This is a genomic window from Bacillus benzoevorans, from assembly GCF_014207535.1.
Taxonomy (GTDB): domain Bacteria; phylum Bacillota; class Bacilli; order Bacillales; family Cytobacillaceae; genus Bacillus_BD; species Bacillus_BD benzoevorans.
In genome coordinates, this window is sequence record NZ_JACHGK010000001.1 from 409,600 (window position 1) to 434,443 (window position 24,844).

The window sequence follows — 24,844 nt, forward strand, 5'->3', positions numbered from 1 at the left end:
GTTCCGCTGCATTTATATTATGATTGTGCAAGAGCATCCGGGAGGAGTTGAAAACGATGCATAAATTAATTGAAGAAATTACAAAAGAACAACTTCGTTCAGATCTTCCTGCGTTCCGTCCTGGTGACACTGTACGTGTACACGTAAAAGTTGTTGAGGGAACACGTGAGCGTATTCAGATGTATGAAGGTGTTGTTATTAAGCGTCGTGGTGGTGGAATCAGCGAAACTTTCACAGTTCGTAAAGTTTCTTACGGAGTAGGCGTTGAGCGTACTTTCCCTGTTCACACACCAAAAATTGCGAAGCTTGAAGTAATTCGCCGTGGTAAAGTCCGCCGTGCGAAACTTTATTATCTGCGTAACCTGCGCGGTAAAAAAGCTCGTATCAAAGAAATTCGATAAGAGAGTTGAAAAGGGAGCTTGGTTTACAAGCTCCTTTTTTTCAGTTAAACTCGTATTTGATTATGTTTTTTTCGCAAAGTAAAATAAAATTTGCTTCATTATACAAATTTTAATTACCTGAGATTGGCAGGGGAATGTGATTTGGCAAAGAAAAAAAATGAATTATGGGAATGGATTAAAGCACTTTTAATTGCTGTTCTACTAGCTGTTGTGATTCGCTATTTTTTATTTGCTCCAATTGTAGTGGACGGGCTGTCGATGATGCCGACATTACATGACCAGGACAGGATGATTGTCAACAAATTCAGCTATACAATCGGTGAACCGGAACGCTTTGATATTATTGTTTTTCATGCACCGGAAAATAAAGATTACATAAAGCGCGTGATCGGTCTCCCAGGTGAAACAATCGAATACAAAGACGATACACTTTATGTAAACGGAAAAGCCTATGAAGAAGACTATTTGGATGAAAATAAACAGGAAGTCATTGATGGACCGCTGACAGAACCATTAAAGATCACCGTTCCTGAAGGCGAACTGTTTGTCATGGGAGATAATCGCCGCTTCAGTAAAGACAGCCGCCATATCGGAACTATTCCGATGGAAAAGGTACTGGGTAAAACCAAAGTCATTTATTGGCCGCTGGAGGATGTTAGCATTATTAAGTAAAGTTGGAGGTTTAAGCTTTTGACAATTCAATGGTTTCCAGGGCATATGGCGAAGGCCCGAAGACAAGTTTCAGAAAAACTAAAATTAATTGATATTATCTTTGAATTAGTGGATGCTCGTATCCCGCTATCGTCACGCAATCCGATGATTGATGAAATCATTCAGCATAAGCCAAGGCTTGTCTTGCTGAATAAAGCCGATATGGCGGATAAAAGCACGACAAAGGAATGGATTGAGTACTTTAAGGAAAGAGAGATTAAAGCATTAGCGATTAATTCGCATGCCGGGACTGGAATGAAAGAGATCGTATCGGCGTCCCAGGAGATATTAAAGGAAAAATTCGAACGCATGAAAGCCAAGGGGGTAAAACCGCGGGCCATCAGAGCGATGATTGTCGGGATTCCTAATGTAGGGAAATCGACTTTAATCAATCGTCTTGCGAAAAAGAATATTGCCAAAACAGGCAATACGCCTGGTGTCACAAAGGCGCAGCAATGGATTAAGGTCGGAAAAGAACTTGAATTATTAGACACCCCCGGAATCCTTTGGCCAAAATTTGAAGATCAGGAAGTCGGACTGAAGCTGGCTTTAACAGGTGCGATTAAAGATACGATCCTGAATCTTCAGGATATAGCCATATACGGTTTGCAATTTTTAAAAGTACGATATCCGGAACGATTGAAAGAAAGGTTTCAGCTGGAAGATTTTCCTGAAGATATCGTAGAATTTTTTGATCGCATCGGTGAAAGACGCGGCTGCCTAATGGGCAAAGGTGAAATTGATTATGATAAGGTCACCGAACTGATCATTAGGGAAATCCGCACAGAAAAAATGGGTGCTCTTTCGTTTGAAAGGCCCGGACAGATATCGAATCTGCCTCCAGCAGAGGAAATAAAAAGTAACTAATTTTACCAGATATAAGAAATGAGACTTTTCATAGACGAAAGGTCTTGTTTTTTTTACACTGATAGGGATCGAAAAAATGCTGCGAGATGGAAAAGAGGTTTTTATTTTGAAATGGACCGTGAAAGAAATTGAAGAAAAGCTTGAAACCATTCATCATCAGGATGATCCATTGTATCAGCAGTTTGCAGCTGATGAGCGTAAAGGTGTTCAGAAGGCTTTAAAGCGGTGGATACATAAACAGGAAGAAATGAATAAGAAACATGAAAGGTTCATGGATATGACAGTCTATGAACAAAAGTATCATAACCAGGGCTTTAAATTAATCGCGGGAATTGATGAAGTTGGCAGAGGACCTCTGGCAGGACCGGTCGTAGCTGCCGCTGTCATTCTCCCGGAAGACTTTTATTTGCCGGGAATAGACGATTCAAAAAAATTAAGTGAAAATCTCCGGGAGCGGTTTTTCCTTGAAATTCAGGAGAAAGCTGAAGCCATTGGTATTGGCATCATTGATAACGATGAAATTGACAAGATTAATATTTTTGAAGCAGCGAAAAAGGCCATGCTTGAGGCGATCCAGCAGCTTGAACCAAAACCGGATTTTCTTCTCATTGATGCGGTCAAATTACATACCCCCTATCCGTTTGATGCGATTATTAAGGGGGACAGCCTCAGTGTTTCCATTGCGGCTGCATCGATCATTGCAAAGGTCACACGGGACAGGATGATGAAGGACTATGAGAAACGCTATCCGCAGTATGGCTTTGCCCGCAATGCCGGTTACGGGACAAAAGAGCATCTTGAAAGTATAGCGGCACATGGAATAACACCCATTCATCGGAAAACTTTTGCCCCTGTAAAGGATTATATAGGAAGTTAAAGTGTTTTAGCTTCCTGTGCCTATCGCCTCTGGAGAAAATATTTTTAGGATTGAACACTTTTTGCTATGATGAAAGTATTACAGGCAATGAAGCCGGCATCCATGAAGGTGAATGAAGATGAAACCATTATTTCTAAATCATATTTTACATGAGGGCAATACGCCGCAGATTAAAGCACTCTCATTTCGTCCGGGACAAGTGTTTACAGGGAAAATAATAAAGCTTTTCCCCGATAATTTAGCTGCGTTGCAGATAGGGGCACAGAAAATAATTGCCCAATTAGAGGCGCCGTTAGAAGCCGGAAAACCATATTGGTTTCAAGTAATGCCCGGAGACGGGAAACCTCGCTTAAAAGTGCTGGTGAATGCCACAGAGAACTTAAGAGCCAACCCCCATGATGCACTATTAAAGCAATTATCACTTCCTCAAACAGCGGAGAATCAATCGTTAATCCGTTTCTTGCTCAAGGAACAACTTCCCATTCATAAGGAGATCTTCCAGCTGGCAGGCGACTTACAAGCTCTCAGCCTCAAATCTGCCGAAACAGAGGCTGTAAAGCTGTTGTTAAATAAAGGGCTGCCGCTGACAAAAACCTCGTTTCAGGCTGTACTCAGTGCTTTAAATAATGAATCATTATCTAAAAGTATTGAAACACTGCGCAGTCTTTTGGAGACTCACACTTATACAGAAGAAGGGGAGAAGCTCTTACGCTTTTTGCAAAATCTATTTGGAAAGGTTTCGGATGACCCTGTTCTGCCCGGTGTGCAAATGAATCGAGAAGATTTATCTGGATCATTTCCCGTTCAATCAGGCCAGACCTTAAGTGACCGCCCAGTGTTTGTGCAATATCTGAAAGAAATGATGCAACAAATGGGGCTTGCATATGAACAGGAGCTTGTACATGTTCTAAAATCTCCGCAAGAAGGTCAGGAGATCAGTCGTGAATCACTTAAACCATTATTAATCGATTACCTCATGGGAAGTCCGGCAGGTCCCGTGCAGGAAGCGGCCGAAAACGTATTGAATAAAATAACCGGAATTCAACTGTTAGGGACAGAGTCAGGACCGATCCAGCAATTTGCGCTGCAACTTCCGATCATGCTTGGACAAAAAATGGTTGATTTAACGATGCAATGGAGCGGAAAAAGACAAGAGAATGGACAAATTGATCCGGCTTATTGCCGCATATTATTTTACATCGAACTTCAGTATTTACAGGAAACGATTGTCGATATGCAGGTGCAGAACCGGATCATAAGGCTTCGGGTAATAAATGAGCATGAGCAGTTGAAGCATCTTGCTGCACCTTTTATTGAAGGGTTAAAGGAGAACCTGGAAACGCTGAACTTTACACTTTCTGCCGTGCAGTTTACCAGACAGGCAGAAGATGAAATCAAAACTGCCGCAAAGCAGCATGGTGCAGCGATATTTGATCAAGGGTATTATTCAGGAGTGGATATCAGGATATGACAGACAAACAAAATGAACAAAGAAAAACGGCTATTGCTCTAAGCTATAATGAAAAGTTAGCAGATGCCCCGATAGTTAAGGCAAAAGGGAAAGGTTTCATTGCTGAAAAAATAATCGCTGCAGCGAAAGAGCATCAAGTGCCGATTCAGGAAGATCCGACACTCGTGGAACTGCTGGGAAAATTAAATATCAATGAGAGGATTCCGGAAGAATTATATCAGGCCGTGGCTGAAGTATTTGCCTTTATTTACCGGACAGACAAAGAAGCGAAGAATACAGGAAGATAAGGTCATGCGTGTCTTATCTTTTTTTTGTTTTTTTTGGATGATGCTTTCGCAAAATAGTAAAGAATGGGCAAATAAATAAATAACAAAAATTACTTTTGTTAGAATATTTGAAAAACGTTGTAAATTTTTTATCATTATAGTAGACAAGTATCATTTCATTCTATAAAATGAAATCAGTGCAATTTTTATTTTAGTAGAAATTTTCTGGATTAGGGAGTATTCTGCTATTTAAAGGGTAATGTTTTCTTATTAGGTTAGATTAGGAGGATGGGAAATGAATATTCATGAGTACCAAGGAAAAGAGATCCTCAGAAAGTATGGGGTATCGGTACCAAATGGCAAGGTTGCTTTTACAGTGGATGAAGCTGTTGAAGCGGCAAAAGAACTAGGTTCAAGTGTTTGTGTTGTCAAAGCACAAATTCACGCTGGGGGGCGTGGAAAAGCCGGCGGGGTAAAAGTAGCGAAGAACTTGGATGAAGTCCGTACATATGCGAATGAAATTCTTGGTAAAACGCTTGTTACACACCAAACAGGTCCTGAAGGAAAAGAAGTTAAACGTTTGTTAATTGAAGAAGGCTGCGACATAAAGAAAGAATATTATGTTGGACTAGTATTAGACCGCGCAACTTCACGTGTTGTGTTGATGGCATCTGAAGAAGGCGGAACAGAGATTGAAGAAGTGGCAGCAAAAACACCGGAGAAAATTTTTAAAGAAGAAGTTGATCCAGTTGTTGGTCTTATGCCATATCAGGCACGCAGAATTGCCTTTAATATTAATATACCGACTGAATTAGTGAATCAAGCTGTAAAGTTTATGATCGGACTTTACAATGCATATATTGAAAAAGACTGTTCAATTGCAGAAATCAATCCGCTTGTAGTAACAGGTGATGGAAAAGTAATGGCTTTGGATGCTAAATTAAATTTCGATTCCAATGCGTTATACCGTCAAAAGGACGTTTTAGAATATCGCGATTTGGAAGAAGAGGATCCAAAAGAAATCGAAGCATCCAAATATGATCTAAGCTATGTAGCATTAGACGGAAATATCGGTTGTATGGTAAACGGTGCAGGACTTGCCATGTCTACAATGGATATTATTAAATATTACGGCGGTGAACCGGCTAACTTCCTTGATGTCGGGGGCGGTGCAACAGCTGAAAAAGTTACAGAAGCATTCAAGATTATCCTTGCAGATCCAAATGTAAAAGGTATTTTCGTTAATATCTTTGGCGGCATTATGAAGTGTGACGTTATTGCAGCAGGTGTTGTGGAAGCTGCGAAACAAGTTGGCTTGCAAATTCCGCTTGTTGTCCGTTTGGAAGGAACAAATGTTGACTTAGGTAAGCAAATTTTACGCGAGTCAGGTTTAAATCTTGTTGCAGCTGAATCCATGGCTGACGGTGCCCAAAAAATTGTTTCGTTAGTGAAATAAGAAAGGAGAATTATTGTGAGCGTATTTATTAATAAAGACACGAAAGTAATCGTTCAAGGGATAACCGGTTCAACGGCCCTTTTCCATACAAAGCAAATGTTAGAATATGGTACAAAAATTGTTGGGGGAACTACTCCCGGTAAAGGCGGACAAGAAGTAGAAGGCGTGCCGGTATTTAACACGGTTAAAGAAGCGGTAGATGCTACTGGTGCCACTGCATCTGTTATTTATGTTCCTGCTCCATTTGCAGCTGATGCCATTGTTGAGGCAGTGGATGCTGAGCTGGAATTGGTCATTTGTATTACAGAACATATTCCTGTATTGGATATGGTAAAAGTGAAACGTTATATGGAAGGCAAGGAAACTCGTCTTGTCGGACCAAACTGCCCTGGAGTCATTTCAGCAGATGAGTGCAAAATCGGTATTATGCCGGGTTATATTCATACAAAAGGCCATGTCGGTGTAGTATCCCGTTCTGGTACATTAACGTATGAAGCGGTTCATCAGCTGACACAAGCAGGAGTCGGTCAGACAACGGCTGTGGGAATTGGCGGAGACCCTGTCAATGGGACAAACTTTATCGATGTATTAAAAGCTTTCAATGAAGATCCAGAAACTGAAGCAGTGATTATGATCGGTGAAATTGGCGGAACAGCTGAGGAAGAAGCGGCAGAATGGGTAAAAGCAAACATGACAAAGCCGGTTGTAGGATTTATCGGCGGTCGTACAGCACCACCAGGGAAACGTATGGGTCATGCAGGCGCCATCATTTCCGGAGGAAAAGGAACGGCAGATGAAAAGATCCGTGTTATGAATGAATGCGGAATTAAAGTTGCTGAAACACCTTCAGTCATGGGAGAAACATTGATCGAAGTGTTAAAGGAAAAAGGTCTTTACGAAAAATGTAAGACACACTAATACTGTGCTAATAGTAGATAGTCCCTCCTAAAAGAGGGACTATTTTCCGTGTTTATTATTCTGCGATTTTTTTCTTTATTTTCATGTTATTATAGTATCATAATAATAAATCGCTTCGTCATTTAGAGGAGGTATACGATGAATGATTTTAAGAAAAGGCTTGTTCTTCTTCATCATTGTCCCGGAGCAAGCTGGAAACACATACTTTCAATTCTAAAAAAAGATCCGCAATTAATCTCCCTGTACGATGAACAGCGCCTGAAAGACTTTATCCCTTCCCCAGCAGCCAATGCCATTCTAAAGGATTTCCATTCTCCATCACTTATCCATACACTCAAACTATATGAACAAAACGGCATCTCGTGTGTCACTATTTTTGATCAGGAATACCCTGTTATGCTGCGGGAAACATCTATGCCGCCGTGGGTCCTTTATGCCAAGGGAGATTTGGGACTGCTAAAGACTAAGCATCTGCTTGCTGTCGTTGGTTCCAGGCAGGCAACGGCATATGGAAAAAAGGCAATAGAACAATTGTTTCCTCGTTTAATCGGAAGTCAGATTGTCATTGTAAGCGGACTGGCGGCGGGGATTGATGCGTATGCTCATCAGACTGCGATACAGTATGGCGGGAAAACCATTGGTGTCATAGCAGGGGGATTTAATCATCTGTATCCAAAAGAAAATGTCCTGCTGGCAAATGTAATGATGAAGGATCATCTCGTCCTGACCGAATATCCATTTTTCATGAGACCACAGAAATGGCATTTTCCGTTGCGTAATCGGATCATTGCGGGTCTATGTCAAGGCACCCTAGTTGTCGAGGCAAAACAAAAGAGCGGCTCCCTGATAACGGCTAATTATGCGGTGCAGGAAGGAAGGGATGTGTTCGCCGTACCGGGACATATTCTTGGTCCGCACTCAACTGGAACCAATGAACTCATTCAACAGGGGGCAAAACTGATCATCTCTGCACAAGACATCTTGGATGAAATAATTTAAGCAGAGAATGTATGAAGTTTATTCTTCTCATATATAATGAAATAAAAAACTTCTCTTGTCTTTTCTTTGACATTTTACGAAATATTCAACAAAAAGGTTGAAATAATACTAAATTTGGTATACATTTTGCAACAGAAGTTTAGCTATTTATACCATAAGGAAAACCATATTTTCGTTCATTTCGAATGATTATATCAGAAATTTATCAGTGAATGTAAACGTTTTCTATTCCTGAAATGGAGGGGCATCCCATTTTTTGTTTGACAGATGGATTAAAAATAGACAATAATAATGAATATTTTAACTGAACAGTAATAGAAGAAAAAATTAAGTGGATAGTATCCCTCTTAAGGAGGATTTTTTGCATGTCGGAATTTCTTGTAATCGTTGAATCGCCGGCGAAGGCTAAGACGATTGAGAAGTATTTAGGAAAAAAATATAAAGTGAAAGCTTCAATGGGACATATTCGGGATTTACCAAAAAGCCAAATGGGTGTTGATGTAGAAAATCATTTTGAACCAAAATATATTACCATTCGTGGAAAAGGACCCATTCTAAAAGATTTAAAGACAGCGGCAAAAAGAGCGAAAAAAATCTATCTCGCAGCCGACCCCGATAGAGAAGGGGAAGCAATTGCCTGGCATTTAGCGAACAGCTTGGATTTGGATGTCCATTCGGACTGCAGAGTTGTATTTAACGAGATCACAAAAGATGCTATTAAAGAGTCCTTTAAACACCCGCGCCCGATCAATATGGATTTGGTTGATGCACAGCAGGCTCGGAGAATACTAGATCGGCTCGTTGGATACAATATCAGCCCATTATTATGGAAGAAGGTTAAGAAGGGACTAAGTGCTGGGAGAGTACAATCTGTAGCCGTCCGCTTAATCATCGATAGAGAAAAGGAAATTAAAGCATTTGAGCCGGAAGAATACTGGTCAATCAATGGGGAGTTTTTGAAAGGAACCGAAAGCTTTGAAGCCTTTTTTTATGGAATTGATAAAGAAAAACGCGAGTTAACCTCAGAGGAGCAAGTAAAAGAAGTATTAGCTAAAATGGAAGGTAACCGCTTTATTGTGGAATCCGTTACAAAGAGAGAAAGACGGAGGAACCCTGCTGTTCCATTTACAACCTCTTCCCTGCAGCAGGAAGCAGCCAGAAAACTGAATTTCCGGGCCAAGAAAACGATGATGCTGGCACAGCAGCTTTACGAAGGGATTGATCTTGGAAAAGAAGGGACTGTCGGTTTAATCACCTATATGAGAACTGATTCCACTCGTATTTCCGATATCGCTAGAGAAGAAGCTGCCGGATATATTGCGGCAAACTTTGGTGCAGATTATGTCGTGCAGGAGAAACGGAAAGAAAAGAAAAACACTAATGCTCAGGATGCCCATGAAGCAATCAGACCTACAAGTACACTAAAGGAACCCAATAGTTTAAAAGAATTTCTCTCAAGAGACCAATTAAGGCTTTATAAACTGGTTTGGGAAAGGTTTGTGGCCAGTCAAATGGCTGCAGCTGTAATGGATACGATGACTGTTGATTTAAGAAATGGTTCAGTCTTATTTAGGGCGAACGGTTCAAAAATAAAGTTTCCCGGTTTTATGAAGGTCTATGTTGAAGGAACAGATGACGGAGAAGAAGAAAAAAAGGATCGTCTCTTGCCGGATTTGCATGAGGGAGACGAAGTATTCCAAAAAGATATTGACCCGAAACAGCATTTTACACAGCCACCGCCAAGGTACACAGAAGCGAGGCTGGTCAAAACACTTGAAGAGCTTGGGATAGGCCGTCCATCCACATTTGCCCCGACGCTCGATACGATCCAAAAAAGAGGTTATGTATCACTAGATAACAAACGTTTTGTACCGACTGAGCTTGGCGAAATTATTATTGAATTAATGATGGAATTCTTCCCCGAAATCCTTAATGTCGAATTTACCGCAAAGATGGAGCAGGATTTGGATTACATTGAGGAAGGGAAAATCAATTGGGTACAGGCGATTGATGGATTTTACCAGGGATTTGAAAAGAAACTTGAAATAGCAGAAAAGGAAATGCAGCAGATAGAGATTAAGGATGAACCAGCAGGAGAAGACTGCGAACAATGTGGAAATCCAATGGTTTATAAAATGGGCCGCTATGGAAAATTCATGGCTTGCAGTAATTTTCCGGAGTGCCGTAATACAAAAGCAATTGTAAAAGAAATTGGTGTGAAATGTCCGAAATGTAAAGAAGGCAATATAATTGAAAGAAAAAGTAAAAAACGACGGATTTTTTATGGCTGTGATCAGTTTCCTGAATGTGATTTCCTTTCTTGGGATAAACCGCTGCCGCGGAATTGTCCTAAATGCGAATCTCTGTTAGTAGAAAAGAAATTGAAAAAAGGCGTACAAGTTCAGTGCGTGGAATGTGATTATAAAGAAGAACCGCAAGCTTAAGGGTGAGCAGCATGCTCACTCTTTTTTCAGAGAAAAGTTTTCCAAGACTGGCGGAAAAACTGCCTTTTATCTTTATTCTTTATGTCGAATCATGTACAATGCATAGGGAGAAAAATAATACTAGTATGAGTTATAGTTAAAGCATAAGATATATAGTTCATTGTTTTTAGATGAATTTTTTGGAGGTTTATTCATGGCAAATGATGCAGTAAAAGTCATAGGTGCTGGTCTGGCTGGAAGTGAGGCGGCCTGGCAGTTAGCTAAGAGAGGGATAAAGGTCTGTTTATATGAGATGAGACCGGTCAAACAGACGCCGGCACATCATACAGAGCAATTTGCTGAATTGGTATGCAGCAATTCATTACGTGCCAATTCGCTCACGAACGCGGTCGGGGTTTTAAAAGAGGAAATGCGGATTCTTGATTCGCTCATTATTCGTGCTGCCGATGAATGTGCTGTACCAGCGGGAGGTGCATTAGCAGTAGACCGTCATGAATTTGCAGGACGTGTTACGGAAAGTTTGAAAAGTCATCCAAACATAACCGTCATTAATGAAGAGGTAACAGAAATTCCAGAAGGTGTGACCATCATTGCTTCTGGACCATTAACAAGTGAAAAACTGTCAAAAAGAATCATGGATTTGATCGGAGAGGACTATTTATATTTCTACGATGCAGCCGCGCCTATTATTGAAAAAAGCAGTATCGATTTGAATAAGGTTTATTTAAAGTCACGTTATGATAAGGGAGAAGCGGCATATTTAAACTGTCCGATGACAGAAGAAGAATTTAATCGCTTTTATGAGGCCCTTATAACTGCGGAAACAGCAGAGTTAAAAGAGTTTGAAAAGGAAGTCTATTTTGAAGGCTGTATGCCGATAGAGGTAATGGCTAAACGCGGCAAAAAAACCATGCTCTTTGGACCAATGAAGCCGGTCGGGCTGGAAGACCCGCGAACCGGGAAAAGACCGTTTGCCGTTGTGCAGCTGAGACAGGATAATGCAGTAGGAACTTTATATAATATTGTCGGTTTTCAAACGCATCTGAAATGGGGGGCACAAAAGGAAGTACTGCAGCTGATACCAGGACTAGAACAGGCTGAAGTTGTCCGTTACGGTGTGATGCATCGAAATACGTTTATCAATTCCCCAAAGTCTTTAAAGGCTACTTATCAGTTAAATTCGGAGGAACGGATATTCTTTGCTGGACAAATGACAGGTGTTGAAGGATATGTTGAGTCAGCAGCAAGTGGTTTGATAGCAGGTATTAATGCGGCCCGGCTTGTCCAAGGAAAAGCTCCGCTTGAGTTTCCGGGAGAAACATCTATGGGAAGCATGGCTAAATATATTACGGCTGCAGATTCGAAGCACTTTCAGCCGATGAATGCCAACTTCGGCTTATTTCCTGAATTACCTGTAAGGATAAAAGGGAAAAAGGAAAGATATGAACAGCATGCAAAAAGGGCATTGGATACAATTCAGAAATTTGTGAACAGTATGTAATCTTGTTGTTGCAATCTCTTTGATTATGTTATGATAATGGTATCATGCGGGGGGAGCTCAAGTGAACATTGATGTAAACATTTTATTAAAATCATTTATTGAATATTTACAAATTGAGAGAAATTATTCACAATATACAATTGAGTCCTATCAGCATGATATCAATGAATTTTTTTTGTTCATGAATGAGCAAAAGATTGCAAGTCTCACTGAAGTTACCTATGCCGATATTCGGATCTATTTAACCTTACTTTATAAAAAGAATCTGGCCAGGAAAACAGTGTCCAGAAAAATATCCAGTTTACGGAGTTTTTATAACTATATGCTTAGGGAAAAACTACTGACTGACAATCCTTTTTCCCTTGTAACGATGCCAAAAATTGAAAAAAGACTCCCTGATTTTTTTTATGGGGACGAAATGAAGCAGTTATTTGCAGCCTGCGAGACGGATACATCATTGGGGTTAAGGAATTACGCATTGTTAGAGTTATTATATGCAACTGGAATTCGTGTAGGTGAATGCAGCGGTTTACGTTTAAAGGATGTGGATTTCTTTTTGTCCACGATTCTCGTTCATGGGAAAGGACAAAAGGAAAGATATGTTCCTTTCGGCTCTTTCGCACACGATGCCCTGGAAAAATACATACAAAACGGACGTCGCCTATTAATGAAAAATCATGATTCCCATGACTTTTTCTTTGTGAATTTTCGCGGTGGACCATTAACTGCCAGAGGGATAAGAGTAATCTTAAATAAAATAATTGAGGATTCATCATTAAAAGGAAAAATACATCCCCATATGCTGCGGCACACCTTTGCGACCCATTTGCTTGAAAATGGGGCTGATATGAGAACTGTTCAAGAACTGTTAGGGCATGCTAATCTTTCCTCAACACAGGTTTATACACATGTAACCAATGAATATTTAAGAAGGTCCTACATGAATCACCACCCGCGAGCATAATGAAGAAATGATAGAATTATTGGGCTTAAAATAAATGTTCGGAAAAGGAGGAGCTTTGATGGGTCAATTTCATGCAACTACCATATTTGCCATACATCATAATGGGAAATGTGCCATGGCTGGTGACGGTCAAGTAACAATGGGGAATGCCGTTGTGATGAAACATACTGCAAGAAAAGTCAGAAAGCTGTTTAATGGAAGAGTAGTGGCAGGTTTTGCTGGTTCAGTTGCCGATGCTTTTACCTTATTTGAATTGTTTGAAGGAAAACTGGAGGAATTTAATGGCAACCTGCAGCGTGCTGCCGTTGAATTGGCGAAACTCTGGAGAAGTGATAAAGTATTACGGCAGCTTGAGGCAATGCTTATTGTCATGGATGTGAATAATCTTTTGCTGATTTCAGGAACCGGGGAAGTCATTGAGCCGGATGATGGTATTTTAACCATTGGTTCAGGCGGCAATTATGCGCTGGCGGCCGGACGTTCTTTAAAACGATTTGCCGGAGATCAATTATCAGCGAAAGAAATTGCCAAAGCTTCCCTTGAAATTGCTTCTGAAATTTGTGTTTATACGAACAATAATATCATTGTGGAAGAACTGTAGAGGGAGGAGCCATGGATATGTCAAAGAGTTTAACTTTAACCCCAAAACAAATCGTGGAGCGCCTAGATCAATTTATTATTGGCCAAAAGGATGCTAAAAAGGCAGTTGCAGTAGCGCTTCGCAATCGTTACCGCCGCAGTTTGCTCGATGAAAACATTCGTGATGAAATAAGCCCGAAAAACATATTAATGATCGGACCGACTGGTGTAGGTAAAACGGAGATTGCCCGTCGGATAGCAAAGCTAGTTCAGGCTCCTTTTGTAAAAGTGGAAGCGACAAAATTTACGGAAGTCGGCTACGTCGGTCGTGATGTTGAGTCAATGGTAAGAGATCTTGTTGAAACATCTGTTCGACTGGTAAAGGAAGAAAAAATGCTTAGCGTTAAAGAACTTGCAGAGGCAAATGCAAACCGCCGTTTAGTGGATTTGCTTGCTCCATCCAATAAAAAGGCCACTGCGATGAAAAATCCGTTGGAAATGCTTTTTGGGGGCGGAAATGGGCAGGATGCACAGGAAAGTAATTCATCAGATGATCAGAACCAGCAGGAAAAAAGAAAGATCGTAAAAGAAAAACTGGCATTCGGTGAATTAGAAAATGAGCTGGTGACTGTTGAGGTAGAGGAGCAGACTCCTTCTATGTTTGACATGCTGCAAGGATCCGGTATGGAACAAATGGGACTGAATATGCAGGATATGCTTGGAAGCCTGGTTCCTAAAAAGCGGAAAAAGCGGAAATTAACGGTTCAGGAAGCCCGTAAAATACTTACCCAAGAAGAAGCGCAAAAGCTGATTGATATGGACGAAGTAACACAGGAGGCAGTTTCCAGGGCTGAGCAGTCCGGTATTATTTTCATAGATGAGATTGATAAAATAGCGAGCAAAAATAGCGGCGGTTCATCAGTTGATGTTTCCCGTGAGGGAGTACAGCGGGATATCCTGCCAGTTGTTGAGGGTTCAACTGTTGTAACAAAATATGGTTCAGTTAAAACCGATCATATTTTATTTATTGCTGCGGGTGCCTTTCATATCGCGAAGCCGTCTGACTTGATTCCTGAATTACAGGGCAGGTTTCCAATTCGGGTTGAATTAACGAAACTTACGACAGATGATTTTGTTAAAATCTTAGTCGAACCAGATAATGCCCTAATTAAACAATATCAGGCATTATTGGCAACGGAAAGTATACAAATTGAATTTTCTGACGATGCTATACGTAAGATAGCAGAAGTAGCCTTTGAAGTAAACCAAAATACAGATAATATTGGGGCAAGAAGATTGCATACCATCTTAGAAAAGCTTCTCGAGGATTTATCCTTTGAAGCACCAGAAATAACACTGGAGAAAATTACGATTACGCCTCAGTATGTAGAAGAAAAACTGGATGCCATATCTAAAAATAAAGATTTAAGTCAATTTATTTTATAATTTTGTCATAATGGTAAGTAAAAGGTAGAAAATTTTCTAAAAAGGCTGTAATTACGCAGAAAATAGATATATAATATTTGGGGCTCTAGAAATAGGAGGAAAAAAGGAATGGATTTACTATCAAAAACAAGAAAGATTAATGCCATGCTGCAAAAGACAGCAGGTAAAGCGGTAAACTTTAAGGAAATGGCTGAAACAATGAGTGAAGTCATTGATTCCAATGTATTTGTTCTTAGCAGACGCGGCAAATTACTGGGTTATGCGGTAAATCAGCAAGTGGAAAATGATCGAATGAAAAAAATGATTGAGGACCGCCAATTCCCTGAAGAATATACAAATAACCTATTAAATTTAAATGAAACGACTCCTAATATTGGAATCGATAGTGAATATTCAGCATTTCCAACCGAAAATAAAGGACTCTTTGCTTCTGGTCTGACAACAGTTGTTCCAATTAGCGGCGGAGGAGATCGTTTGGGTACATTAATTTTATCCAGATTAGAATCACAATTTAATGATGATGATTTGCTTCTCGCAGAATACGGTGCAACCGTTGTTGGAATGGAAATTCTGCACGAGAAAGCAGGGGAAATTGAAGGGGAAGCCCGCAGCAAAGCGGTTGTACAAATGGCAATCAGCTCATTATCATACAGTGAACTGGAAGCTATTGAGCACATTTTTGAAGAATTGAATGGAAATGAAGGTCTGCTTGTTGCTTCGAAAATTGCGGATCGAGTTGGGATTACCCGTTCTGTTATTGTTAATGCCCTGCGTAAACTTGAAAGTGCCGGCGTTATTGAATCTCGTTCTTTAGGAATGAAAGGAACTTATATTAAAGTATTAAATGATAAGTTCTTACTAGAATTAGAAAAGCTAAAAACAAACTAAAACTTTTTTCATAAAGGCTAGCCAGAAATGGTTAGCTTATTTTTTTTGCCTTTTAAGCGGGTTCTGTATATTAGTATAATATGTTCTGTATAGAGAACGATAAAATTCGACAAACAGAAAAATCGTCTGATAAGGAAATATTTATTACCTAAAATGAAAAATGTAATAAAATAGCAATAAGTTAAATGGGTCTAAATGACTAATTTGCTTGTTATAATCAGAGTGTATTTTGGTAATTTAAGTGAAAAAACTTTCTTAAATCTGCTTATATCAAGGGTTATAGTAAAGTTAGAGCATTATTTTTGATAAAACAGTACTATTGTCATAGTAAAAACAACGCAACTGCCATAGACATATAATTACAAATTCATTACAATTAATTTGTATGATATATTCGTCTTTATTCTGCATTTTTCTACAAAAATATTCATATATATTATTATATTAATATAGAGGTGTACTGATGAATCTTTTTTCGGGAACGATTTCCAGCCTTGAACATGCACTCAACTATTCGTCAACAAAACAAAAAGTGATCTCGCAAAATATTGCAAACGTTGATACGCCAAATTATAAAGCGAAGGGTGTAAGTTTCAAATCAGCCCTGCAAGAGGCTTTGGGAGACACAATTGATACATACCGTACTGATAAAAGGCATTTTGCTTTTCAAAAGCATTCTGCAGCTTCAGCAGTGATTGAAAATAAAAACCAGGTTTCCTATAACGAAAATGGAAACAGTGTTGATATTGATCAGGAAATGGCTGATCTGGCTTCAAATCAAATCTACTATAATGCCTTAACTGAAAGAATAAGCGGGAAATTTTCGACTTTGCAAAATGTGATTAGAGGTGGGAAGTAATGTCTATTTTTCATAGTATGAATACCACCGCGTCTGCATTGACTGCTCAGCGGCTTCGTATGGACGTCGTTTCATCGAATATGGCCAATGCAGATACGACACGTGCGAAACAAGTGGACGGGAAATGGATGCCTTACAGCCGCAAAATGGTGGTCATGGAACCAAAGGAAAGCCAATTTTCCAATCTGCTGCAAAAAGCAATGAACACTGGGGGAAATCAAGGTGCAGGAAATGGTGTTAAAGTGACCAAAATTATTGAGGATGATACACCTCCTCAGATGGTATACGATCCGGAGCATCCGGATGCAAATGAAGACGGGTATGTGCAAATGCCGAATGTAGATCCGTTAAAGGAAATGGTCGATCTTATGAGTGCAACTCGCTCTTATGAAGCAAATGTGACAGTATTCAACGCTTCAAAAAGCATGCTGATGAAAGCACTGGAAATTGGAAAGTAAAGGCGGGATAAGAATTGAGTCATATCTTTTTATCACCAGTAACAAATTCATTAAATATACAAAAAACGAATGGGCCGGCTGTTAGTCCATTTGCAGCACAAAAGAGTTTCTCGTCTTTTCTCAAGGATTCAATCGAGAAAGTCAATCAAACACAGATAGAGTCAGATAAATTAACAGAAAAGCTAATCTCAGGACAGGAAGTTGATTTACATCAGGTAATGATTGCAGCACAAAAAGCCAGTATCACAACTCAATTAACATTGGAAATAAGGAATAAAGCTGTAGAAGCATATCAGGAAATGATGAGAATGCAAGTTTAAGAGAGAGTGTGGTGAGTTCAGCGGTTATTAGCTGCAAACGAATCAGATCTATAACCGGGGGATTATCATGAATGAGTCGTTACAAAAAATTGTATCACCAATAAAAGAATACTGGACAAGCCGTTCCATAAAACAGCGCATCATGATGATTTCTTCATCTGTACTTATTATCATAGCTGCAGCAGTGATTACTTTCTTCATGACAAGGACAACACTGGTTCCACTATATAGTAACCTCACACCTTCTGAAACAGGGTCGATAAAAGAGAATCTGGATGGCAGGGGAATTGAATCGGAAATAGCTGATGGAGGTACAACGATAAAGGTTCCTGATGATCTGGCAGATACGTTGAAAGTGGAGCTTGCCGCAGAAGGATTGCCAAAGTCGGGGAGTATTGATTATTCATTTTTCAGCCAAAATGCCGGAATCGGCACAACGGAAAATGAATTTAAGGTGTTAAAACTTGATGCCATGCAGACGGAATTAGCGAATTTGATAAAAGGAATTGATGGGATTACTGATGCAAAGGTTATGATTAATCTTCCGCAAACAGGAATATTCGTCAGTGATCAGACCCAGGAAGCATCAGCGTCCATTGTCCTTAATACAAAACCGGGCTACCAATTTGAACATAATCAGATAAAAGCTCTTTATCAATTGGTCTCTAAAAGTGTTCCCAATCTGCCCACAGATAATATCGTCATCATGAACCAGAACTTTGAGTATTTTGATCTGGAAAATAACAATAATCTAACTGGTTCAGTTTACGCGAATCAACAAGGGATAAAAAAAGAAATAGAACGTGATGTGCAGCGGCAGGTTCAAAATATGCTGGGGACGCTGATGGGGCAGGATAAAGTAGTAGTGAGTGTTACGGCTGATATTGATTTTACCCAGGAAAACCGTGAGGAAAATCTCGTGACACCAGTGGATAAAGAAAATATGGAAGGCATTGCGATCAGCGCGCAAAAAATTTCGGAAACATTTACTGGAGAAAACGCTCAAGCCGGCGGTCCACCGCAAACAGAAACCCCTGCTGATACTGCAGATTCCCAATATTTAAAAGGAGACACGGGAACGGGGAACGGTGATTATGAAAAAGTCGACGACACGATTAACTATGAAGTAAATCGAATTCGCAAAGAAATCGTCGAAAGCCCTTATAAGATAAGGGATCTCGGAATTCAGGTTATGGTGGAGCCTCCTAAAGCAAATAATGAAAATTCACTGCCGCAGGCGCGGGTCGATGATATCGAGAATATCCTTTCTACCATTGTTAGAACTTCGATTGATAAAGATGAAAATACTCAATTAACCGATGAAGATATTAAACAGAAAATCGCCATTACGGTTCAACCGTTTAATGGGAAAATGGCGCTTGATAATCAGGCTGACTCCTCTGCAGTCCCTTGGTGGCTTTATGCAATAGGCGGGGCTGTGATTGCAGTATTAGGAGTACTAGCCTTTATGTGGCTTCGCTCACGTAGAAAATATGTTGAGGAAGATGAAGAAGTTTATGAAGATTTGGGACAGCTGCCTGATATTCCGGATGTCAATGATGACCGTGAAACAGAAAACAGTATCAGGAAAAAGCAATTAGAAAAAATGGCTAAAGAAAAACCGGAGGAATTTGCTAAGCTGTTACGGACGTGGATTGCTGACGATTAATTAAGAGGTGGTTAAGGTTGGTAAGGAAAGATCAAAAGGAATTAAGCGGGAAGCAAAAGGCAGCCATTCTGCTTATCTCCCTTGGTCCAGATGTTTCAGCATCTGTTTATAAGCATTTAAGTGAAGAGGAAATTGAAAAACTTACTTTAGAGATTTCCGGTGTAAAAAAAGTAAATTCACAGGCAAAAGAAGATGTTGTGGAAGAATTTCATCAAATTGCTTTGGCACAGGACTATATTGCTCAAGGCGGTATTGGTTATGCCAAAACAGTGCTGGAAAAAGCTCTTGGTGAAGAACAAGCCTCCGTTATCTTAAACCGGCTTACGTCTTCATTACAAATACGTCCTTTTGACTTTGCCCGAAAAGCGGATCCAACGCAAATCTTTAACTTTATTCAAAATGAGCATCCTCAGACTATTGCACTTATCCTTTCTTATTTGGATGCTCCGCAGGCTGGACAAATTCTCTCTGAACTGCCTCAGGAAATGCAGGCGGATATTGCCAGAAGGATAGCGGTCATGGATAGCACAGCACCGGAAATTATCAATGAAGTGGAACAGATATTGGAACGAAAGCTATCGGCAACTGTTTCGCAGGATTATACGCAAACAGGCGGCATTGAGGCAGTCGTAGAAGTTCTGAATGGCGTTGACAGAACTACTGAACGAACCATTTTGGACGCCCTGGAAATACAGGATCCGGAACTTGCTGAAGAAATTAAAAAGAGGATGTTTGTCTTTGAAGATATTGTGACGTTAGATAATCGGGGAATCCAGCGAATTATCCGTGATTGTGAAAATGAAGATCTATTATTATCCTTAAAGGTTTCCAGTGAAGAAGTGAAGGAAATTATCTTTAAAAATATGTCGTCCCGTATGGTTGAAACCTTCAAAGAAGAGCTAGAGTATATGGGTCCTGTACGTTTGCGTGACGTAGAAGATGCTCAATCCAGGATAGTGGCCGTTATTCGCCGCTTAGAAGAATCTGGTGAAATCGTCATAGCCCGCGGTGGAGGAGATGATATCATTGTCTAGGCTTATTAAACCGATAAGACAAACACTTGAACAGCCTGGGAAGAAGGTCATTACCATTAAAATGATTGGATTCTCTGACCAGGAAGTACATGAACAGGCTGAAGAACAGCGTCGTTCACCCGATGACTTATTGAATGAAGCCAGAAGAGAAGCAGAACATATCATTGCCCAGGCAAAAAGGGATTATGAAAAGGTGATGGAAGAAATAAGCCGGCAGCGTCATTCTTGGTCGGAGGAGAAAGAGGCACTGGCAAGCGCTGCTAAAGAAGCAGGCTACCAGAATGGCTGGAATGAGGGTCAGCAGCAGGGATATGCAGAATATCGCGGGTTAATCCAGGAGGCCAGGCAAATCATTGAAGCGGCGAAAAAGGATTATACAGCGTATCTTGAAGCTTCGGAAAAGGTTATTTTAGACATTGGTGTCAAAATTGCCGGAAAAATAATGGCACACAAAATAGAAGATGATGATTATTTCTTGACTCTGGTAAGTAGGGCATTAAAAGAAGCAAAAGAATGTCATAATATCCGGCTGCACGTTCATCCGCAATCCTATGAATTTGTTCTATCGCAAAAGGAAGAACTTCTATCTATCTTTTCACATGAAACAAATCTATTTATCTATCCTGATGAAGAAATGACTGTCGGGGGCTGTATCATAGAGTCAGAAACGGGCAGAATTGATGCAGGTGTTGATACACAATTATCTGAAATCAAAAAAATCCTAACAGAATTACTTGAGAGTGAAACACCATGAAAGCGGATCAGCTTCTTGAAGAGATTGATGAAATAGACTCATTTAAAAGATACGGCAGGGTGAAACAGGTAATTGGTCTAATGATTGAATCACAGGGACCTGAAAGTTCAATCGGTGATTTGTGTTTGATTCATATAGGGCAAAGAAAGAAAAGGGTGATTCAAGCGGAAGTAGTTGGTTTCCGTGAAGAAAATGTCATCTTAATGCCGTACACTTCAGTCAATGACATTGCCCCTGGAAGCCTTGTAGAAGCGACATTAAAACCGCTGGAAATAAAAGTGGGACCGGCCCTTATAGGGAGTGTTGTGGATGCGCTTGGACAGCCATTGGATGGGTCTTATTTACCAAAAGGACTATTGTCAGTCCCTACAGATCAATCCCCTCCAAATCCGTTAAAAAGACCTCCAATATCAGAACCGATTGAGGTAGGAGTCCGGCTTATTGATAGTTTATTGACAGTAGGAAACGGTCAGCGTGTTGGAATTTTTGCGGGAAGCGGTGTTGGGAAAAGCACACTTCTTGGTATGGTCGCACGCAATACGACAGCCGATTTAAATGTGATTGCGCTAATTGGTGAACGAGGAAGAGAAGTTAGGGAATTTATTGAAAAAGACTTGGGAGCAGAAGGACTAAAACGTTCAATAGTAGTAGTTGCTACATCGGATCAGCCCGCTTTGATGCGGATAAAAGGAGCTTTTGCCGCTACTGCGATTGCAGAATATTTTCGTGATAAAGGTATGAATGTCATGATGATGATGGATTCGGTCACAAGGGTCGCGATGGCACAACGGGAAGTCGGCCTTGCCATTGGCGAACCGCCGACAACAAAAGGATATACGCCGTCTGTTTTTGCCATTCTGCCTAAGCTGTTAGAACGGACAGGAACCAATGAACTTGGATCCATCACTGCATTTTATACGGTACTAGTAGATGGCGATGATATGAATGAACCGATTGCGGATACAGTCCGGGGGATTTTAGACGGTCACTTTGTTCTTGATCGCAGTTTGGCTAATAGAGGGCAGTATCCTGCCGTTAACGTCTTAAAAAGTGTAAGCAGGGTCATGAATAACATTGCCGGTTCAAGTCATGTGAAAGCAGCTGAGAGATTAAGGGAGAGACTCAGTACTTATTATAATTCAGAGGATTTAATCAATATTGGTGCCTATAAGAAAGGCTCTTCAAGAGAAATAGATGAGGCTATTCAATTGTACCCGCAGATTATTTCTTTTTTGAAGCAGGGGACGCAAGAAAAGATGACGATGCTGGAGAGTATTAACTCATTATTTGCATTAATCGGGAAAGGGGACTAAGTTCATGGCGTACCAATTTAAGTTTGAAAAAATCATGACTTTAAAAGAGCGGGAAAAAGATGAAGCCCTTTCTATATACAACGAATCTGTAAAAAGATTTGAGCAAACAGCAGAAAAATTATATGAATTAATGAAGCGAAAAGAAGATTTAGAGGAATATCAATCGAGAAGATTAAGCGAAGGTCTCCCTGTTCAAGAAATAAGACACCATCAGCAATTTATTGCCAATCTGCAAAAGTCCATCGATCAATATCAGAAGATGGTTATGAATGCCAGGAATCATATGACTTTTAATCAAGAGAAACTTCTGCAAAAAAATATTGAAGTAAAGAAATACGTGAAAATTAAAGAAAAAGATAAAATAGAGTTTTTAGATCTGTTGAAGCAGGATGAGGCAAAAGTAATGGATGATATTTCAATTCAGCAATTTGTCCATCGGGGAGTATAGGTGTTTACATGGAAGAGAAATTGCAGGAAGAAGCAGAAGAGAAATATTATAGTAAACTCCAATGGTTTTTTATGGTGATTATTATCCCCTCCATTTTTGCCCTTGCTGTGGCTTTGATTGTGGCAACAGTTGCAGGAGTCAATGTAGTAGACAAAGCAAAAGAATACAGTGAACATATACCTTTTCTTTCTTCCGGCAAACATGGAGACGAGAAAAAAATCGAAATAGTTGAACAGCAATTAACGGAATTACGGGCTGAAATAAAGGTTAAGGAATCGTCCATTGCTGAATTGCAAGCAAAAGTTGATACGAAAGACAGACAAATTGAAAAGCTTGAATTAGAAAGAAAACAATTGGAGAAAGAAATAGACAGTTTAGTCGCGATACAGACAGAAAACAAACGTGAATTCAAAGACATTGTCAAAACATATGAAACGATGTCGGCTAAAAAGGCCGCACCCATTATTACACAGATGAATGATAAAGAGGCTTTGGAAATTCTATCTCAACTAACATCAGACACTCTAGCCGCTATTATGGAACAAATGATTCCTGCTCAAGCAGCCAAGTATACTTCATTATTGAGCCAGAATAGTGATAAAAATGTTGAGTGAACATGAGATCGTTTTCTAAAAAAAATGAAACGAAGAAAAAAACGGATTGCTTGAAAGGGGGTGAAAGGAATGCAAATAACGTCATTAGGCGCAGTTCAGATAATGTGTATCGAGCGGGGAAAGCAACAGACACCCCAGACGGGAGGGTTTGTTAATCTTTTATCGGGACAAATGGATAGAATTAAGTCTGCCGGACAAAACCAATCCATTACAGAAGACGAAAGTTTATCGAATGAGGAAATGATGGAGCTGTTGCAATTGCTGCAGGCGGCGGATATCGCTGAACTGGAGAATGGACCTGAAATATTCCAGCAAATGCTGTCTAACTTTGAACTAGATAAGACTAGCTTCATTAAAGAGTATTTGCAGCTGAGCGATCAAGATTTACTTTCTTCCTTATCTTCCTTAATGGCGGGGATCAATCCTGGACAGCTGGAAGAGGAAGCTTGGCGAAATACTCTTGCAGGAACAAATGAGGAGCTAAATCCATACAATCAGCACATGCTTTCTGGAGCTGATTTTGAACAAATCAATTTCATCCAGTCTTTAGTGCCGCAAAGCGGACAAGAATTACTTCATACTCTTTCTTCATCTTTACCAAAGATAAACACTGAACAGATAGAGGAGGGAAATGTTAAAAAGGTTCTTGCCGATTTGAAAATAGCCTTTTCTCAAGGGGATGTTCAGGCAGCTTTTGCCGCATTTGCGCAATTGCTGCAAAGTTTGAATATGGATCAAGTAACCATTTCGCTAAACAAAAACGCTGCTAATGCTATACATTCACTTAAGCTCATGCAACTTATGTCTAAGTACGAATCATCCGAAAGTGAAAAGAAGGCTCTCAACGCTTTATTGGAAAAAGTCGAATTGTCCTTAAATGGAATAGTAAAGGAAGATAACACAGCAAACCGGAGAGAATTCCTGAAGCAGATTTTTACACCGGTACTTAAAGAAGCAAAACAAGGAACGTTATCGTTTATGCAAACACATTCACCTTATATTTCACGAGTGAGCACGGGTGAAGAACCAATGGGCGAAAATCCTTCAGTAAACCCGGGCAGTTTATCCACCGACTCCAATAGCAGCGGTCTGCTTCAGTTTCAACAAATGGCTAAAAGTGAACAACTGGTTTTAATGATGGAGAAATCGGGTCAGCCAGTTTCCTCCGAGCAGCTGATTTCACAGTTTGAAAAAATTCTCGCGAACAGTCAGATGGTGAAAATCGGAAATACACAGCGTATGTTTATCAAACTGAATCCTGAACACCTGGGAATGCTGAAGATTGAACTCATGCAAAAAGACTCTGCGATAATAGCAAGAATTACAGCCGTCTCAAGCCAAGCTAAGGATTTGCTGGAATCACAGCTGCAAAGCTTGAAAAATGCCTTTGGTGCGCAAAATATACAGTTAGATAAAATTGAAATAACGATGCAGTCCAATCAGCAGGAGCGGTTTTTACATAAGGATTCACAGCAGGGAAACAAAGAGCAGCAGGAAAATAAGAAGCAAAAAGAGCAGCAGCCTGAAGAATTTTCCCATTCATTTGCAGAAGCATTAATTAGTACAGAAGTATAAAGGGGGTGAAAT

At 40.0% G+C, this 24,844-nt stretch carries 25 protein-coding genes; all 25 read left to right on the forward strand.

Annotated elements, in window-relative coordinates; genetic code table 11:
* Nucleotides 1–56 precede the first annotated feature (56 nt).
* The 25 genes from rplS (at nt 57) to HNR53_RS02225 (ending at nt 24,832) form a co-directional block, all read left to right on the forward strand.
* Nucleotides 57–401, forward strand: coding sequence for a 50S ribosomal protein L19 (gene rplS, locus HNR53_RS02105; RefSeq protein ID WP_184522210.1), 345 nt, complete (start codon nt 57–59; stop codon nt 399–401).
* Nucleotides 402–542: 141 nt separating this feature from the next.
* Nucleotides 543–1,073, forward strand: a complete 531-nt coding sequence (gene lepB, locus HNR53_RS02110; RefSeq protein ID WP_184522213.1) for a signal peptidase I — start codon at nt 543–545, stop codon at nt 1,071–1,073.
* An 18-nt stretch (nt 1,074–1,091) separates the two neighbouring features.
* A complete protein-coding gene (gene ylqF, locus HNR53_RS02115) occupies nt 1,092–1,979 on the forward strand; it encodes a ribosome biogenesis GTPase YlqF (RefSeq protein WP_184522216.1) in 888 nt (295 codons plus the stop codon).
* Nucleotides 1,980–2,082: 103 nt separating this feature from the next.
* Complete coding sequence (locus HNR53_RS02120) at nt 2,083–2,856, forward strand: ribonuclease HII (RefSeq protein ID WP_184522762.1); 774 nt, start codon at nt 2,083–2,085, stop codon at nt 2,854–2,856.
* 118 nt (nt 2,857–2,974) lie between these two features.
* Nucleotides 2,975–4,327: a hypothetical protein gene (locus HNR53_RS02125; protein ID WP_184522220.1), complete on the forward strand. Its 1,353-nt coding sequence runs from the start codon at nt 2,975–2,977 to the stop codon at nt 4,325–4,327.
* Nucleotides 4,324–4,614 carry an EscU/YscU/HrcU family type III secretion system export apparatus switch protein gene (locus HNR53_RS02130; protein ID WP_184522223.1) on the forward strand — a complete coding sequence of 97 codons (291 nt, stop codon included), beginning with the start codon at nt 4,324–4,326 and terminating at the stop codon, nt 4,612–4,614. The genes HNR53_RS02125 and HNR53_RS02130 overlap by 4 nt, the downstream gene beginning before the upstream one ends.
* A gap of 274 nt (nt 4,615–4,888) precedes the next feature.
* Nucleotides 4,889–6,049 (forward strand): ADP-forming succinate--CoA ligase subunit beta, encoded by a 1,161-nt coding sequence (sucC, locus tag HNR53_RS02135; RefSeq protein WP_184522226.1) that lies wholly within the window; start codon nt 4,889–4,891, stop codon nt 6,047–6,049.
* Between the two features lie 15 nt (nt 6,050–6,064).
* The gene (gene sucD / locus HNR53_RS02140; RefSeq protein WP_184522229.1) at nt 6,065–6,967 is read left to right on the forward strand and encodes a succinate--CoA ligase subunit alpha; all 903 of its coding nucleotides are present in this window, start codon (nt 6,065–6,067) and stop codon (nt 6,965–6,967) included.
* 138 nt (nt 6,968–7,105) lie between these two features.
* Complete coding sequence (gene dprA, locus HNR53_RS02145) at nt 7,106–7,966, forward strand: DNA-processing protein DprA (protein ID WP_184522232.1); 861 nt, start codon at nt 7,106–7,108, stop codon at nt 7,964–7,966.
* Between the two features lie 365 nt (nt 7,967–8,331).
* Complete coding sequence (gene topA / locus HNR53_RS02150; RefSeq protein ID WP_184522235.1) at nt 8,332–10,410, forward strand: type I DNA topoisomerase; 2,079 nt, start codon at nt 8,332–8,334, stop codon at nt 10,408–10,410.
* 193 nt (nt 10,411–10,603) lie between these two features.
* Entirely contained in the window at nt 10,604–11,911 is a 1,308-nt protein-coding gene (trmFO, locus tag HNR53_RS02155) for an FADH(2)-oxidizing methylenetetrahydrofolate--tRNA-(uracil(54)-C(5))-methyltransferase TrmFO (protein WP_184522238.1), read from the forward strand.
* Between the two features lie 61 nt (nt 11,912–11,972).
* Nucleotides 11,973–12,875 carry a tyrosine recombinase XerC gene (xerC, locus tag HNR53_RS02160; protein WP_184522240.1) on the forward strand — a complete coding sequence of 301 codons (903 nt, stop codon included), beginning with the start codon at nt 11,973–11,975 and terminating at the stop codon, nt 12,873–12,875.
* A 58-nt stretch (nt 12,876–12,933) separates the two neighbouring features.
* On the forward strand, nt 12,934–13,476 hold the full coding sequence (gene hslV, locus HNR53_RS02165; protein ID WP_184522243.1) for an ATP-dependent protease subunit HslV: 543 nt from the start codon (nt 12,934–12,936) through the stop codon (nt 13,474–13,476).
* Between the two features lie 17 nt (nt 13,477–13,493).
* A complete protein-coding gene (gene hslU / locus HNR53_RS02170; protein WP_184522246.1) occupies nt 13,494–14,900 on the forward strand; it encodes an ATP-dependent protease ATPase subunit HslU in 1,407 nt (468 codons plus the stop codon).
* 108 nt (nt 14,901–15,008) lie between these two features.
* Complete coding sequence (codY, locus tag HNR53_RS02175) at nt 15,009–15,788, forward strand: GTP-sensing pleiotropic transcriptional regulator CodY (RefSeq protein WP_184522249.1); 780 nt, start codon at nt 15,009–15,011, stop codon at nt 15,786–15,788.
* A gap of 463 nt (nt 15,789–16,251) precedes the next feature.
* Nucleotides 16,252–16,647, forward strand: a complete 396-nt coding sequence (gene flgB, locus HNR53_RS02180; RefSeq protein ID WP_184522252.1) for a flagellar basal body rod protein FlgB — start codon at nt 16,252–16,254, stop codon at nt 16,645–16,647.
* Complete coding sequence (gene flgC / locus HNR53_RS02185) at nt 16,647–17,105, forward strand: flagellar basal body rod protein FlgC (RefSeq protein WP_184522255.1); 459 nt, start codon at nt 16,647–16,649, stop codon at nt 17,103–17,105. Before flgB ends, flgC begins: the two co-directional genes overlap by 1 nt.
* A gap of 56 nt (nt 17,106–17,161) precedes the next feature.
* The gene (gene fliE, locus HNR53_RS02190; RefSeq protein WP_343065258.1) at nt 17,162–17,425 is read left to right on the forward strand and encodes a flagellar hook-basal body complex protein FliE; all 264 of its coding nucleotides are present in this window, start codon (nt 17,162–17,164) and stop codon (nt 17,423–17,425) included.
* Between the two features lie 67 nt (nt 17,426–17,492).
* A complete protein-coding gene (gene fliF, locus HNR53_RS02195) occupies nt 17,493–19,094 on the forward strand; it encodes a flagellar basal-body MS-ring/collar protein FliF (RefSeq protein WP_184522257.1) in 1,602 nt (533 codons plus the stop codon).
* 17 nt (nt 19,095–19,111) lie between these two features.
* A complete protein-coding gene (fliG, locus tag HNR53_RS02200; protein ID WP_184522260.1) occupies nt 19,112–20,128 on the forward strand; it encodes a flagellar motor switch protein FliG in 1,017 nt (338 codons plus the stop codon).
* Nucleotides 20,121–20,882: a flagellar assembly protein FliH gene (gene fliH / locus HNR53_RS02205; protein WP_184522263.1), complete on the forward strand. Its 762-nt coding sequence runs from the start codon at nt 20,121–20,123 to the stop codon at nt 20,880–20,882. The genes fliG and fliH overlap by 8 nt, the downstream gene beginning before the upstream one ends.
* Complete coding sequence (fliI, locus tag HNR53_RS02210; RefSeq protein ID WP_184522266.1) at nt 20,879–22,195, forward strand: flagellar protein export ATPase FliI; 1,317 nt, start codon at nt 20,879–20,881, stop codon at nt 22,193–22,195. The genes fliH and fliI overlap by 4 nt, the downstream gene beginning before the upstream one ends.
* 4 nt (nt 22,196–22,199) lie before the next feature.
* Entirely contained in the window at nt 22,200–22,643 is a 444-nt protein-coding gene (gene fliJ, locus HNR53_RS02215; protein WP_184522269.1) for a flagellar export protein FliJ, read from the forward strand.
* A gap of 8 nt (nt 22,644–22,651) precedes the next feature.
* Nucleotides 22,652–23,257, forward strand: a complete 606-nt coding sequence (locus HNR53_RS02220; RefSeq protein WP_184522272.1) for a MotE family protein — start codon at nt 22,652–22,654, stop codon at nt 23,255–23,257.
* 69 nt (nt 23,258–23,326) lie between these two features.
* Nucleotides 23,327–24,832 (forward strand): flagellar hook-length control protein FliK, encoded by a 1,506-nt coding sequence (locus HNR53_RS02225; RefSeq protein ID WP_184522275.1) that lies wholly within the window; start codon nt 23,327–23,329, stop codon nt 24,830–24,832.
* Nucleotides 24,833–24,844: the final 12 nt, after the last annotated feature.